Origin of the sequence: Seinonella peptonophila, from assembly GCF_900129355.1 — a bacterium.
Taxonomy (GTDB): Bacteria; Bacillota; Bacilli; order Thermoactinomycetales; family Thermoactinomycetaceae; genus Seinonella; species Seinonella peptonophila.
Map to the genome: position 1 here is coordinate 1 of NZ_FQVL01000017.1, position 15084 is coordinate 15084.

Sequence of the window (15084 nt, forward strand, 5' to 3'; positions counted from 1 at the left end):
CTGTCTATTTTCATATACAAAACAACCTTTTAGCTAATTAAGACTGATTATATCATATAAGAATAAAAAGGGCAAATGTTCTAAAAACAAATGCCACTAGGCTATCGCCTAGCTGAAATTCACCACCCACTTAGCAACTTGAAGTGGGAGTACTCTTTCAGAAAAACTGATAGAATAAGGGAGAATCGGCTTTGATGATGATTTGGTAGTATTTTTCTTAAACTAATTCGTACATACTGAAGAAAATAGGAAGATAAAAAGTTTAGTAGATTTATATATGAAATGGATGTATTTGAATGAAAAGGAGTAAAAGGCTGTGGAAAAAAGTCAGAGCAATTTACGCTTTGTCGTTGCTGGATTGTTATTAGGTATATTTATGTCATCAATGGATAATACAATTGTTGCGACAGCTATCGGGACAATTGTCGCTGATCTAGGAGGATTAGATCAGTTTGTATGGGTAACTTCTGCTTATATGGTTGCAGTGATGGCTGGTATGCCGATTTTTGGGAAGTTATCGGATATGTATGGGCGTAAGAAATTTTATATTTTTGGTTTGTTTATTTTTTTAATTGGTTCAATTCTATGTGGTACTGCACAAAGTATTGTCCAATTAAGCATTTATCGGGCGATTCAAGGAATTGGTGGGGGAGCCTTGATGCCTATTGCTTTTACCATTGTTTTTGATATTTTCCCGATTGAACAGAGAGGTAAAATGACAGGACTATTGGGAGCTGTTTTTGGTTTCTCAAGTGTATTAGGTCCACTATTAGGCGCATATATTACTGAAAATATAAGCTGGCACTGGATTTTTTATGTCAATGTTCCGATTGGTATATTGTCGTTGATTTTTGTGTTAAAAGCATATAAAGAGAATCATCCTACTGTAAAGCAGCATATCGATTGGTGGGGAGCGATTACGCTTGTGATCTCAGTTGTAAGTTTAATGTTTGCTTTAGAATTAGGTGGAAAAAAATATCAATGGGATTCGCCCCAAATTATTTTGCTTTTTGTATCATTTATTTGTTTCTTTCTTATCTTTTTGTTTGTTGAAAGGAAGGCAAAAGACCCGATTATTTCTTTCTGGATGTTTCAACGAAGAATATTTGCTGCTTCTCAAGTAATTACACTACTATATGGGGCTACATTTGTGATTTTAACCGTTTTTATTCCAATTTTTGTCCAGGCAGTATATGGAGGTACGGCTACAAATGCAGGCCTAATATTAACGCCAATGATGCTAGGTTCGGTTGCTGGAAGTGCAATTGGCGGGGTTTTTCAAACAAAACTAAGTTATCGTAAATTAATGTTGGTCTCAGTGATAGCATTTGCAGTAGGAATGTATCTTTTAAGTACAATGACTCCAGATACAAGCCGTTTCTATCTAACAATGTATATGATCCTAGCTGGCTTTGGTGTTGGATTTTCCTTTTCTCTTCTCCCTTCCTCTTCGATTGATAATATAGAAAGTAAGTTTCGAGGTTCTGCTACTTCTACAAATTCGTTTTTTCGTTCTTTGGGTATGACTATAGGTGTTACCATTTTTGGTGCCATTCAGAGTAAATCTTTTATGAACCAACTTAAAGATGCATTTGCGGAAATGGGGAAGAATCCATTAGCCAAAATTGGCGATCCAAGTACAATTTTTCGGCCTGAGATTCGTCCGAAAATCCCCCAACAAATTTTAGATAAAATTGTGTTAGCAATGTCTTCATCCATTACCCAGCTTTTTCTATATGCTTTAATTCCGATTGCACTTGCATTTATCGCGATATTACTTTTAGGTAGTCGCAAAGTTGAGCCTGAAGATAGATAATTCTTGATTTAATGTGTTGAGGTGGAGTGATTACCCTTAGACTACAGAATATAACTGCTTACAAATTTGGAAGCCCGGATCGGAGCGTCGCCGTGAACTGCGGTCACGAACAGATCATGTAACTTAGTCTACGAGCTGAGGGGAGCGCCCTCCTTTTTTAGTTTTTGTCTTTATTTAACGTAGGTTGATGATAAGTAATTTTTGTTTTATTTGTATGCTTTTCGATTGCATATTCAATGAGACAATCGATCAATTTTGCATAAGGCAAGCCTGAATGGGCCCATAACTGAGGAAACATGCTCTGCGGAGTAAAACCAGGTAGCGTATTAATCTCATTAATTAAAACTTGATTTTCTTCTGTATAATAGAAATCAATTCTTGCCAGCCCAGAACATTGAATCGCTTGAAAGGCACGGAGAGCCATTTCCTTTATCTTTTCATAAGCTTGTGAAGGTATATTGGCTGGAATCATTAATTTTGTATCATTCGCATGATATTTAGAATGATAGTCATAAAAATCACTGCTGAATTGGACTTCGCCTGCTACAGAAGCGATGGGCTGATCATTACCGATCACACCTATTTCGATCTCTTTCCCCTTGACCGCTTCTTCAATGATTACTTTTTGATCATATTTCAGAGACTGATGAATCGCTGCTTCCAGTAATGATATTTCAAGGCATTTTGAAATACCCACACTCGACCCAGCATTCGCTGGTTTTACAAAACAAGGAAAGCCGAGTTCTTGTTCAACTTGTTTACAACATGTTTTTATGTTTTCTTTCAATTTGTGTTGAGTAAAAGATAAGTAATTAGGTTGGGCAAAGCCATGTGTTTGGAAAAGGTCACGTAGGATCACTTTATCCATTGCAATTGCTGAAGCGAGTACATTTGCTCCTACATAAGGAATATCTAATAATTCAAATAAACCTTGGACGGTTCCATCTTCACCATTCACTCCATGTAGTAGCGGAAAAATCACTTGAAGATCTGATGGGGGATCTTGCAGATTTTGTATGCGGGCAAGAGGAGAGATTGAGGCTATGTCTGACGTTTGTCTATCGGTTACATCGATTAATGTTTTCATATCTTTTATCGGTTCTGTGAGTGGAGGACAGGGAATCCAATCGCCCGATTGATTAATATAGACTGGATGTACATCATAACGATCTATATTAATAGCTTGCATAACTGATAAAGCGGTATGTAAGGAAACCTCATGCTCTGTTGATTTACCACCATATAGAATGGCAACCTTTATCTTTTTATTCATCATCATTCACCTCACAGAAGAAGTTTTCAAATTATATTCAGAAGTTGTCGGATTAGGTCTTTAGATTTAACATTTGGTTTTTAAAAAAAAATATGGAATGATTGCCCTAATTGTGGTTGGATATATAATTGAATATGTAGTAAATAAAATTCTCTTTAGTGAGTGAAGCTATTTAACTCCTATATTACGAATATTACAAATACACCACTCGTATAGCTGCTCTTTATCTATGTTGTATATATTAGTTTTTATTTATATATAAAATATAATCGTGACGATTCCTTATTTAAAGGGGATGTGTTAGATTGCGTGATTTAAAAAGATTTTTGGTTGGTAGACCTTTAAAGTCTAGTGCTTTAAAGGAGCAGAGGTTAAATAAGTTAAAAGCCTTAGCTATTCTATCATCAGATGCGCTCTCATCCGTTGCATATGGCCCTGAGCAAATCTTAATTGTTTTAGCATCGATTAGTTTATTAGCTTTTTGGTATTCAATCCCGATCGCATTGTGTGTATTAATTTTGTTAGCAGCGTTAATCCTCTCATATCGCCAAGTGATTTATGCCTATCCTTCGGGAGGTGGTGCATATATTGTCTCCAGAAATAATCTGGGAGAGAATGCAGGTCTCATTGCAGGAGAATCATTATTAATTGACTACATATTAACAGTTGCGGTAAGTGTTTCAGCAGGAACGGATGCACTTACATCAGCCTTTCCCCAACTTCATGATTTTACGGTTTTGATTGCATGTGTATTTGTTGTTTTGATCACCCTTTTAAATTTGCGTGGTGTAACAGAATCGGCATCCATTTTGTCATACCCCGTTTACTTATTTGTTTTTGCTATTCTGGTCATGATTGGTGGAGGATTATGGAAGATTGTCAATGGAGGAATTCCTCAGCATCATACGCCGATCGGTACTTTTGTACCAGGGATTAGTCTCTTTTTACTTTTAAAGGCATTCTCATCGGGATGTTCTGCACTAACTGGTGTTGAAGCTGTATCGAATGCAGTTCCGAATTTTAAAGAACCACCAGCTAAAAATGCAGTTTATACGCTCTTTATGATGGGAAGTATCTTAGCTGTTCTTTTTGCTGGAATTATGTTCTTGGGTTATTGGCTTGGCATTACACCAAAAGCTGAGGAAACTGTGGTTTCGCAAATTGCATCTGAAATTTTTGGGCGAAATTGGGTTTATTTTATGATCCAAGGCACCACAATGTTAATTCTCATATTAGCCGCAAATACTGGTTTTTCTGCCTTTCCATTATTAGCAGTCAATTTGGCACGTGACAAATATATTCCTCGTATGTTTCTCATACGAGGAGATCGATTAGGGTATTCAAATGGGATTGTAACCTTAGGGGCTGCTGCAATCCTGTTAATCATTATTTTTAGAGGTGAGACTGAACATTTAATTCCGCTTTATGCAATTGGTGTATTTATCCCTTTTACTCTTTCTCAATGTGGGATGATTACAAAATGGGTACGTGAAAAATCAGTTGGGTGGGTTTCTAAATTAGTCGTGAACTTGATCGGGGCTATGATTTGTTTTATTGTTGTTACCATCTTTTTTGTAACGAAGTTTACCCAAGTATGGCCTGTTCTCATCTTTGTCCCTCTTATCGTCTATCTTTTTCATCGTATAAAGAAACATTATGTAAGTGTAGAAGAGCAACTTCGACTCACTGAGACAGAAAAGACATTGCAATTAGATGGAAATGTTGTACTTGTACCAGTCGCAGGGATTACAAAAGTGGTGGAAAATTCACTTCATTACGCTGAGTTGATTGGGGATACAGTGTTAGCTGTCTATGTCGCTTTTGATCGAGAAAGTGAAATAGAGATGAAACAAAAATGGGAACAATGGCGACCCAATATTCGGTTGATTACGCTATATTCACAATATCGAAGTATTACACAACCACTAACAAGACTAATCGATATTGTACAAGCAAAAGCGCAAGAAAATAATCATTCTTTAACTGTTGTGATTCCTCAATTTATTACCAAAAAGCGATGGCATGATATATTGCATAATCAATCTGGGCTATTGCTTCGATTATATCTTCTGTATCTGAAAAATATTATTGTGACGACGGTTCCTTATCGGCTAAAAAAGTAAATAAAGGTCAATTTCAGTGAGAGCTTCAAGAAAAACAGCCTTGAGAGAGGGGTGATCCTACTCTCTCAAGGCCCAACGGAATCGTTTGCTTTTTCGCTCGCAAAAAGTGAAACAAATGAAGTTGTTATGGTAATGGTTAATAAATTTTTTTTCCATCAGGATAGATAATGGCAGGGAGTTGTACGTCTTGTGCTTTAGGCCATGTGTAGAGATGCAAATGTTTCATCAATTCTGGATAGAAAAGCACCTTTGCTAGAAAAGGGTCAACTCGCTGCCCATTTACCTGTAAACTAACTGCTGCGTGAAATGGTTGTAAATGTAGAAAATCATCATATTGAAACAGTTTGATCTGTTCACTCCATCTTTGTGCATCTTCAAACGATTGTGTTCGAAAGATCACTTTATTGGCAAAGAGATTATCGATGATTTCATGCATATTAGGGTGAATATCACGGTAGGTAATGGCTCCTGCAACAATGCGAACCCCCAGTTTTAGTGAGTGGATACAAAGCAGTGTCATCATTCGACCCGCAAATCCTGAAAAATCATCAAAAAATAGATTCGTCATGATTTTATTTCCTGAGCTATGCATTCGTTTGGAGTAAAGCAATGTTTGATAGATTTGTGTAATAAACATGCTAAATGTAAACGAATAAAAATCATATCGCCAATCCCAATTCCCGCCATGTAAAAGAACGATCGCTCGTTCATCATAGAGTGCTTTTTCCAAATCAATGGTACAAGGATGGCATAACGTTTTTGTTAAAGGTTCAATAGATAAAATACGATTTAATATATCAACAACTGGCATTAGTGTGGTTGCGTAATATCGACGATTTTTAAAATAATGTATCTGTTCTGACCAATATAGAAAGAGTATAGAATTTCGGGGAAGCGCTTTGATTACTTCATGTCTATATTGATGATTCACAAGTATTTCCCGAATATGTCGTAAATCAATTGAGGGGATCACTTTACGCCATGCTGGAGAGCAATCTCTTACAAGACGCAAAGTCATATAGGCTTGTTTTACATAACTGATATTTTTGATTCGATCTCCATACACGTCTTCCAGTATATTTCCTAATTGTTCTGCAATGATATCAGCAGCTATCTGGTCATTATTTAAAAAATTAATCCCCCAATCTCCTGGATCATCCATATTCATGATATAAACTTTTCTCGTGGGTGGGATAAATGCTAAAAAATGTTCTGCTTCTTCAATCGTACTCGCAATAATAACTGAAGGTTCGTCCTGTCGATAAAATGATGGGATTGCTTGCGACACAACAGCTTTTGTCTTACCATATGGTGGTGCACCAACAAAGAGTACATGGTCTTGTAGCATTTGTTCTGTTAGACCAACGCGTTTTCCTTGTTCCGTTTCAAAGATGGGGATTTTTACTTCCGGCTCTTTTGGTACTAAAGCGGGAACGGGATACCGTTGATTGCTCATGCGAGCCATTCCAGACGTTTTAAGCTGCGAAGAAGGAATCTGTAAGAATCCAGCTAATTGTTTTGCCGAAAATAAAATCTTCGGTCCAAAAAGATGGATTGGTAGGTTCCATCGATGCTCTATATATTTGATTAATTTTGCATATATTCGGTTAATAGGGCGAAGAGGGATCGGTGTGACCGCTTTTTTTAATATGTTGACCAATCCAGTAAGTTCATGCTTTTGCGTAGCAAAAAGACGAATTTTTGATGCAAATGGTGTAACCAGTTTTTTTCGAGTGAATAATTTCCTTTTTTGATATGGAGTGATGAAAAGCTGTATGCCAATCGCTCCATGATGTGAGTCCATGCTCTGTAATAAATGATCGATCATCGAATGTTCATTGATATATTCTTGATCATCGAATGGATAGAAACAAGAGATAAGCCTCTCTTTTAAGCAGGTCGATTCTAGCAGAGTAGGCATATTCATATGGCGATCAACTGCTTCAAATCGTAGGTGAGGATAGGTTGCTTGGAAATTTTTTAAGATCATTTCAAGTAATGAACGATTGGCAGATAGATAAATATTTTTTTGCCCATTTTCCGATATAATTTCCCATGAAAGAGTTTGCGCACCTAAATAATGGTATTGAAATGGATATAAGGGGGATAAGAGACGATGTAAAAAGTGTATAAACGATAACATACTTTTATAATTAGGTTGGTCATATCTACTCAATTTTAGGCGAACTGTATGAAATGTATGAACTTGCTGATGCTGGTGATAGATTCTTGATAATCTTAATAACAGCCATATCAAGAGGCATATTCCCATCAGAGAGCACAATCGAATGCTCCATATTCCAAACATTTTTCTCCTCACTCTCTAATTGATTTTAAAGCATGATTTGACAATTGAATACCTAGCACTTGTTCTACTTCTGGATAAACGGAGGGGTCTTTTACGCTTGAGCTTAATGGTAACTGTTCTTTGGAAATATGGAAAACGGAGATTTTATCTCCTTCTTGTAAATGGCCTACGCTGACTGGTCTACCAGTATTTGTTGAGATCGTTGTAATCACATCTGGAAAAGTGGCGAGACGATTACCTTGAGCATCTTCAACAGCCATATGCTCATTCATAACATGTATAGTGAGAAAATCATTTTCTACTTCGATCGTTATGGTGCCGATATCGAACGCTTGATGGTAGGAAACATCAACTTTTTTAACGATACCTTGACCAAGTATGGCGCCATGTGTTTCTTGGCAGATGGTTTCAAGGATTATTTCAGATCCTTGATCTTCTGCTGCTAAAATTGCTTTCCCTAAATCAATTGCCTTGGAGACCCCACCGATCGCTGCATGTTTTTTGATATAACTCGCGGGTAAGGGATGACGAGCGGCAGCAATAAATCCTCCAGCTAGATCTGCAGCTTTCCTCAAGATGTCTGAAGTACGAGCGGGTGTACCTTTTACCACTAGCTCAAGGTATGATCCTTCTTCAGGCTTTCCACCAACTACTACTTGAATCGTCTCATAATCGAGAGAAGAAGCCAATCCTAGTGACCCCATTTTTCCTGTAGGATGCGCACGAATATCCCCTGTAGCGTCTACAACTACTAAACCTAACGCAGCAGCAGGTAGCCATCCATTGATCGTACTAGACATCCCATTTTGTGGTGTCATCACAGCGACGACTTGATCAGCAAAATTTTCCTGTAATAATTGTACAGCTTTTATATAATCTTTCCCTAACATTTGCCAATTAGTGCCTGCTGGAGCACCTATTGCTGTTGTGGTGACTACAATTGCGTCATCAGGTAGTTCATCGATTGAGACTAGCTTTGGCTTTCCGACAGTAATGGCTGCTTTGCCAATTTCTAATCCATGATCAAACCAACCACCACCACCACAAGCAAATACTGAACCTCCTCTTACTGCTGCTTCAACATCATGTATCGTTAATTCTCTACCCATGAAAGACGCTCCTTTTCAGTCAAATCAATCCATTGAAGATTGTGGTTCTTTGCTGTCGTTATCGCCTCTTTATAACCAGCATCTGCATATCTCATCACACCTAAAGCAGTATCATTATTTAGCGAATGAGAGATTCTCCACTCAGCTTCTTTTGTGCCATCAGCAATTACGGTTACACCTGCGCTTGTCATGTAGCCCATATATCCTCCGCCGCCAGAGTGAATGGCCACTAAATCAGCCATTGAGGAGCAATTGAGCATTGCGTTTAAAAGCGGCCAATCAGAGATTGCATCACTACCATCCTTCATATTTTCAGTCATGATTTTAGGATGCGTCATGGCTCCTGCATCAAGATGATCGCGCGAAAATGCAATAGGTCCATGTAAAATTCCTTGCTGAACCATTTGATTAACGGTTAAGGCAAGTTTTGTCCGATCGCCATGTCCTAACCAGCCAATTCTTGCTGGTAGCCCCTCAATCGGAACATATTGTTTAGCTAAGTTAATCCAATTTCTAAGTGATTGATGTTCTTTCCATTCATTCAAAATATAGTCATCGATGATTTCTATATCTGCTGGGTTTCCAGAAAGTGCAATCCAACGAAAGGGACCAACTGCCTTACTAAATAAAGGACGCAAAAAAGCTTCTGTAAATATATCAATTTGAAAAGCATCCGCAACACCGGCTTGAAAGGCTTGAGAGCGAATATTGTTACCATTATCAAAGACGATTGATCCTTTTTGCTTAAATTCAAGCATTGCTTCCACTTCAGCTGCAATAGATAACCGCGCATCTTTTTGAACTTGCTCTGGTGAGGAAAGTCTTGCGCTTTGAATAGATTCAAGCGTGTAGCCTTTTGGAATATACCCATTTAGTAGATCATGCGCCGCTGTTTGATCTGTTACAATATCAGGAATGATGTTACGTTTGAGTATTTCAGGATAAATTTCGGCTGCATTGCCTACAAGCCCAATCGAAAGTGCTTTTTGCTTCTGTTTTGCAAGTTCAACCCAAGTTAGCGCCTCATCAAGGCTGTCTGTTTTTCTTTGTAAATAGCCAGAGAGAATCCGCTTATCAATTCGCTGTTCATCCACCTCTACACACAAAATAATCCCTTTTGCCATAAAACCAGCTAATGGCTGTGCACCGCCCATTCCGCCTAAGCCTGCTGTTAAAATAAAACGCCCTTTCAAGTCTCCTCTAAAAAACTGACTAGCAATCGCAGAGAAAACTTCATAAGTTCCTTGTAAGACACCTTGTGAACCAATATATTGCCAAGCTCCTGCTGTGAGCCCACCCCAAGCGATGAGCCCCTTTTTCTCTAATTCATAGAAATACTCGCTTTCTGCCCATTTGCCTACCACATTACAATTTGCCATGATAACAATTGGTGCGAAAGGATGTGTCTTAAAGATGCCAATCGGTTTACCTGATTGAATCACCAATGTTTCATCGATTTTCATTTCTTGCAAAGAACGTACAATCTCTTGATATGAAGTCCAATTACGAGCCGCTTTTCCTAGTGCAGCATATACAATCAACTCTTCAGGTCGCTCACCATTTTCTAATACATTTTCCAACATCCGAAGCAGTGCTTCCTGGCGCCAACCTTTACAACGGAGCTGATTACCACGACCAGCTTTAATCGATGTTTGTTTATCCAATGTTCTGACCCATCCTTTCAATAGACTTCGTTGATAAACTCTTCACCTTTTTGACGTTGGTACAGAGGGAACGAAGAGCGCTGTTCCTGTTGTTTATTTTCAAATTCAGCCTTTAACTGACCGCTTTTTAGTAGATTGTAAATTTTATGAATATCGATTGAAAGATTTCTGTCACGGTCTAGAAAAGGAACTTCAGAACGTATAATCTCATATATTTTTTGCGTACCTACTCCGAGTCGAATCCCATTGCGTAAATCAATTGCTTGTGCTGCATGCAGTGCCTCAATTGCTAAAATTTTATATAAGTTATCCAACATTTTTGTTGTCTTTTGAATAACATAAGGTGCATTTGTGGCATGATCTTCCATATCTGCTGCAATGGAGATATAGTCACTTGATATGGGGTTAGCAAGGTGTCGAATTTCTGCATCAAGTGAGGAAAAAGTTTTTTGGATGGTTCCAAAACCATGATAGATCGAATCTTTTGGTGAAAGAAATCTTGTTAACTTTGTAAAACTGGGCATTCCAAGTTTGATGGATCGAAAGCAGGAGCTTTTGGAGAGATGACTAAAAGCAATCCCAATCATCTCAAAGCCTAATACCCAATTGGTAACTTCAAAGTTTGCACTTCCTTGTATTCGTTTCTCCTCAATCATCACAACAGGATTATCATCAGAGGACTGTAATTGAATATGAAGATACTCAACTACACTCATCACTGCATCCCGCACGGACCCATGAATATGACAGGCACTGCGAAAGCTGAGCGGGTCTTGAATAGCCTTGAGTTTATCCGTATTCCAGAGATAACTTCCGCGTAGATAGCTCCTTACATTTTCAATCGAAAGATGTTGACCTGGAAATGATTTTGTTTTCTCGAGACTACGATCAAGCGTATTCATGTTTGCATGAAAGCCTTCTAAAGAAAGTGAATAGATCATATCAGCAGTGTCTAAAAAATCTATAATATCGGCTAACAAGATAGCTCCTTTACCTGAACTATACGAATTTGCACTTACGATGGACAATCCATCTTTTGGACATAGGGTAGCAACTTGTAGTCCAGCTTTATGTATGGCCACAATTGCTTTTAATGTCACACCCTGAAACAGTACATCTCCATGCCCTAATAGAGCTAATCCAAGATGAGCAAGAAAAGCTAAATCGGATACGCCCACTGATCCTTGGGCAGGGATGATCGGATGAATCCCAAAATTGATGAAATCCTTTAATAGCAATACAATTTCAGGATGAATCCCTGTATACCCGAGTAGCCATGAATTGAGTCGAACGGTCATCATGGCACGTACATCTTCAACACTCATAGGGTCACCAGTAGCAACTGCGTGTGATAATAGTAGATTCAAATTAAACTCTGGTAGTTTATGTTTGGGAATCGCTATGTCTTTGTTCCCACCAACACCTCGGTTTAACCCATAAATCGTCTTATCATCCTGTAACATATCATCAACGATTTTTCTTGCTGCTTTCACTTTAGATAGGGCATCAGGGCAAATTTCTATGTATGTTTGTTCTCGAGCAATCTGTCTTACTTGCTGAATCGTTAGGTCGATGCCATTTAAGACAATTGTTTTCTGCTTCATACCCATCATCTTTCCTTTGCATTACAGGATATCATTATTTCGAACTAATTAAGTGTATTTAATACAAAGTAAATATGTTGGTTTAATCAGTTTTATGCTTATTTGTAAATTTACCATTTTAAAAGTTTAGATTCAAGACCCAATTTTCGAATTACACTTCATAAAGGGATCATTGTATCTCTTGGATGAATTCATTCAGAGGGGGTTTTTTGAATAATGGGTTAAGCATTTTGTACATATATGTACAGAAGAGGAAAGAGAGTGAAAGGGGTATTGATTTTGGAGCATTTGGAAGAGGTAATTACTTATGAACAGTCGTTTTGGCTTCATATATTGAAGGATCACTGTCAGTTTATTTATGATGCGTTATCACCAAATGAAAAAAAAGAAGCCCATCGTGCAAAAGAGCTTTATTTTCATATTCAGGAGTTAATTGAGGAGCGAATTTATGACTTGGCAGCGTCTGAAAAAGTCGCCAAGCGATTGAGGAAATTTAAACTTCATCTTTTAAAAAGATTGTTAACCGAAGAGTTTGCTTTCCATCTCTCGCCAACATTTATCAATCATATGGTAAATGAATTAGAAGAATATTTACGGATACTTTCATATCTATGTCAAAACAAAAGAGTTCCACCTTTACATGTCTTGCATCAGCATCTACTCTGGTTACCAGATGCTGCAGGTCATGCTACTGGATTAAATGAGAATATAGATGGTACTGAGAAAGAGTGGTTGAAAAAAACAGAAATTTTCACCAAGCATTTTGAAGCTTTTTACTTAAAAGCCATCGAATTAGCTGGCTATTTACGAACAAATTGCAAAGACTTTCCTGCTTTGAGGAGATTTACTCAAGATGTTGAACTCGAAATAAAATTATTTCAGCGTTTTCTAAAAGAAGTAGAGGAGATGACAACCAGTAAAACTTTATTGGGTACAATTGCACCATTAATGGCAGATCATATGTATAGAGAAGAGTGTTATTATCTCGAGAAGTTGAAATAGAGGAGCATGTTTCCAAACAGAAGGTTACAATACCCCTGGGCGACCTGTGTTCGCCCAAGGGAGTAGACGAGAAGGCTACTTCAACGAAGGCAGATTCATCGTCGTTCCCTTTGTTGCTGTACACGATCAGCATTGTCTGATTATTTAACTTTTCGGACTGAAAGCTTACAGTTTCAATCGTGAGATGAAAGGGGGCGTCATTCGGTATACCCCCTTGTGGGGATGCTTAGATGAATGGTGGGAAGTTTGAGGAACTTATATTTTCTTTGTCATAAACACGCTGTTCGGGTCTTCGATGTAATCCGAAAAAGGCTTATAATACTGAAATCCAAAACTTTCGTATAGTCTTCTTGCTGGTTGAAAGGCGTCCATTGAGCCCATTTCCAGGCTGATCCGCTTGTAGCCGCGTTGCTTTGTTTCTTCAATGATATGTTGAAGGATTCGCCTAGACACACCTTTTCTTCGATGTGCCAAAGCTGTTCGCATCGATTTTATTTCCCCATGTTGGTTGTCTAGCTCTTTAAGTGTTCCACAACCGACCAATTCATCTTCCTTCCATGCACTCCAGATAGTTACTCCCGGCTTTTTTAAGCCCTCCAGATTCAAGGCATGCATACTTTCTAATGGGGAGAGGAGTGACATATTTTGAAGATGTTCGCCAATCAACGCAATAATTTCAGCTCCGGTCAAGTCATCCAATGTAAGATTGATATTCAAAATGATCCCCCACTGAAACGATTATTTAAAAGGTTGGACAAGTTCTTTTCATTAGCTGACCATTTTTAATCCAACGACAGAGAAAATAATTCCAAGTATGCAGCCGATCCGAATCCAGCTCTTCGACTCTTTGAAAAATATCATTCCAACAACGGCAGCCCCAACAGTTCCAATTCCTGTCCAAACCGCGTAAGCTGTCGCCAGCGGTATCGTTTCCATCGCTCGAACAAGCAATTGGAAGCTCAAAATGAATCCAGCAATTAGAATCGTGTTATTGATCCAATTGTCTTTTTGGGCAACACGTTTAATCCCGATGACCCCGACAACTTCCAATAACCCCGCCAAAATAAGCAACATCCAATCCATTACGCTTCACCGCCTTTACTCGACAATTTCAAACCGATGATACATGCTAACAAGGTTAATATAAGTACAATTCTCAAAACGCTAACACCGCCAGACATTACGATTTCCATAATCGTAGTTCCCAAAGTGCCCATTCCAGCAAAAACAGCGTAAGTTGTACCCACGGGTAGCACCTTGGTGGCCCTTATGATCAAATCGAAACTTACTATCAAGGAGATAAGAACGACAATGCTGGGGATGGCCTCGTATTTGAACCCACTTGCCCATACAATTTCCAATAGTCCTCCTATGAGTACATATGTCCATGCTCTCACTTCGCTTATTCGCTTATCCTTTTTTTCTGTCATCGTTCTCTTCCTCCTGTTTTTGAAAAATTGCTAATGTCACTATTGGACATGGAAATATTATTTTCTTGGCAGCTTTCTATTTAACTCCCACTTCAAGCGTCAGCTAAGTGGGTGGTGAATTTCGGTTCAGAGGTAGTCGAATGGCATTTGTTCTGAACATTTGTTTTTGAGGGTAGATCATATATAAAGTAGGAGTGTTACAATTTCAAAGAGTTGAAATAGGGGGCATATTTCTTTAAATAAAATACCCCCTGGGCGACACATGGTCGCCCAGGGGGAGTAGCCGAAGGGCTACTTCGTCGGAGGCGGAGTCTTCCGTCGTCTTGTCCCGCCTGTTCGGGTTGTACACCGGCTCGTCGTCCTCGTCGTCCCCGTTGCTGCACACGATTCGCATCGTCTGATTACCTCCGTAAGGCTCTGGGAGTATATCAATGGCTCCCGGTAGACAATATTGTTTTCATTATACATGGATGTATGACGACTAAACAACAGTTATTCGAAATATCAAACAAAATTCATAAATTGCTTCGTGTGGGCGCAGTATTTCAGATTAAAAAGGAAATATGGAAAGTAGCTCAGAAACTTGGTTTCAAATGATCATGGAACTTTGAACTACTACCACCTCTGTAGGTGGTAGATTCCTGCGAACACCAGACCAACGTCCAGTTATCTTAGCAGGCTCTACCCGCCGTCCCAGCGGTGAAAACAAAGTATGCTCTGCTATGCTCCCTACTTTCGCTTGGTTTTCGCAACTT

General features: G+C 38.6%; 11 protein-coding genes. 3 read left to right on the top strand and 8 right to left on the bottom strand.

The window, feature by feature from the left end:
- Nucleotides 1–376 precede the first annotated feature (376 nt).
- On the top strand, nt 377–1816 hold the full coding sequence (locus BUB71_RS17025; RefSeq protein ID WP_245815701.1) for an MDR family MFS transporter: 1440 nt from the start codon (nt 377–379) through the stop codon (nt 1814–1816).
- A 157-nt stretch (nt 1817–1973) separates the two neighbouring features.
- On the opposite strand, the gene BUB71_RS17030 is transcribed toward BUB71_RS17025, so the two are convergent.
- Entirely contained in the window at nt 1974–3089 is a 1116-nt protein-coding gene (locus BUB71_RS17030; RefSeq protein WP_073157803.1) for a D-alanine--D-alanine ligase, read from the bottom strand.
- Nucleotides 3090–3394: 305 nt separating this feature from the next.
- Between BUB71_RS17030 and BUB71_RS17035 the strand changes: the two genes are divergently transcribed.
- Entirely contained in the window at nt 3395–5212 is a 1818-nt protein-coding gene (locus BUB71_RS17035; RefSeq protein WP_073157806.1) for an APC family permease, read from the top strand.
- A gap of 136 nt (nt 5213–5348) precedes the next feature.
- Here the strand turns inward: BUB71_RS17035 and BUB71_RS17040 are convergent, their stop codons facing one another.
- Genes BUB71_RS17040 through BUB71_RS17055 form a run of 4 tightly spaced genes read right to left on the bottom strand, consistent with a single transcriptional unit; the run spans nt 5349 to nt 11897 of the window.
- Entirely contained in the window at nt 5349–7469 is a 2121-nt protein-coding gene (locus BUB71_RS17040; RefSeq protein ID WP_139279171.1) for a type IV secretory system conjugative DNA transfer family protein, read from the bottom strand.
- 59 nt (nt 7470–7528) lie between these two features.
- Nucleotides 7529–8629 carry a DUF917 domain-containing protein gene (locus BUB71_RS17045; protein ID WP_073157812.1) on the bottom strand — a complete coding sequence of 367 codons (1101 nt, stop codon included), beginning with the start codon at nt 8627–8629 and terminating at the stop codon, nt 7529–7531.
- Nucleotides 8614–10293, bottom strand: coding sequence for a urocanate hydratase (locus BUB71_RS17050; protein ID WP_073157817.1), 1680 nt, complete (start codon nt 10291–10293; stop codon nt 8614–8616). The genes BUB71_RS17045 and BUB71_RS17050 overlap by 16 nt, the downstream gene beginning before the upstream one ends.
- A 17-nt stretch (nt 10294–10310) precedes the next feature.
- A complete protein-coding gene (locus BUB71_RS17055) occupies nt 10311–11897 on the bottom strand; it encodes an HAL/PAL/TAL family ammonia-lyase (RefSeq protein WP_175552416.1) in 1587 nt (528 codons plus the stop codon).
- Between the two features lie 261 nt (nt 11898–12158).
- Between BUB71_RS17055 and BUB71_RS17060 the strand changes: the two genes are divergently transcribed.
- Entirely contained in the window at nt 12159–12899 is a 741-nt protein-coding gene (locus tag BUB71_RS17060; RefSeq protein WP_245815691.1) for a DUF2935 domain-containing protein, read from the top strand.
- A 255-nt stretch (nt 12900–13154) separates the two neighbouring features.
- Here BUB71_RS17060 and BUB71_RS17065 read toward each other — a convergent pair whose 3' ends face one another.
- From BUB71_RS17065 to BUB71_RS17075, 3 genes are read right to left on the bottom strand one after another with little or no spacing between them, the layout of a single operon-like run.
- Entirely contained in the window at nt 13155–13610 is a 456-nt protein-coding gene (locus BUB71_RS17065; protein ID WP_073157950.1) for a GNAT family N-acetyltransferase, read from the bottom strand.
- Between the two features lie 57 nt (nt 13611–13667).
- Nucleotides 13668–13982, bottom strand: coding sequence for a DMT family transporter (locus tag BUB71_RS17070; protein ID WP_073157825.1), 315 nt, complete (start codon nt 13980–13982; stop codon nt 13668–13670).
- Nucleotides 13982–14329, bottom strand: a complete 348-nt coding sequence (locus BUB71_RS17075; RefSeq protein WP_073157829.1) for a DMT family transporter — start codon at nt 14327–14329, stop codon at nt 13982–13984. Before BUB71_RS17075 ends, BUB71_RS17070 begins: the two co-directional genes overlap by 1 nt.
- Nucleotides 14330–15084 lie beyond the last annotated feature (755 nt).

Coding starts and splice junctions, on each gene's coding strand:
- BUB71_RS17030 (WP_073157803.1), bottom strand. CDS start 3,089: ATGAATAAAAAGATAAAGGTTGCCATTCTATATGGTGGTAAATCAACA.
- BUB71_RS17025 (WP_245815701.1), top strand. CDS start 377: ATGTCATCAATGGATAATACAATTGTTGCGACAGCTATCGGGACAATT.
- BUB71_RS17070 (WP_073157825.1), bottom strand. CDS start 13,982: ATGGATTGGATGTTGCTTATTTTGGCGGGGTTATTGGAAGTTGTCGGG.
- BUB71_RS17075 (WP_073157829.1), bottom strand. CDS start 14,329: ATGACAGAAAAAAAGGATAAGCGAATAAGCGAAGTGAGAGCATGGACA.
- BUB71_RS17045 (WP_073157812.1), bottom strand. CDS start 8,629: ATGGGTAGAGAATTAACGATACATGATGTTGAAGCAGCAGTAAGAGGA.
- BUB71_RS17055 (WP_175552416.1), bottom strand. CDS start 11,897: ATGAAGCAGAAAACAATTGTCTTAAATGGCATCGACCTAACGATTCAG.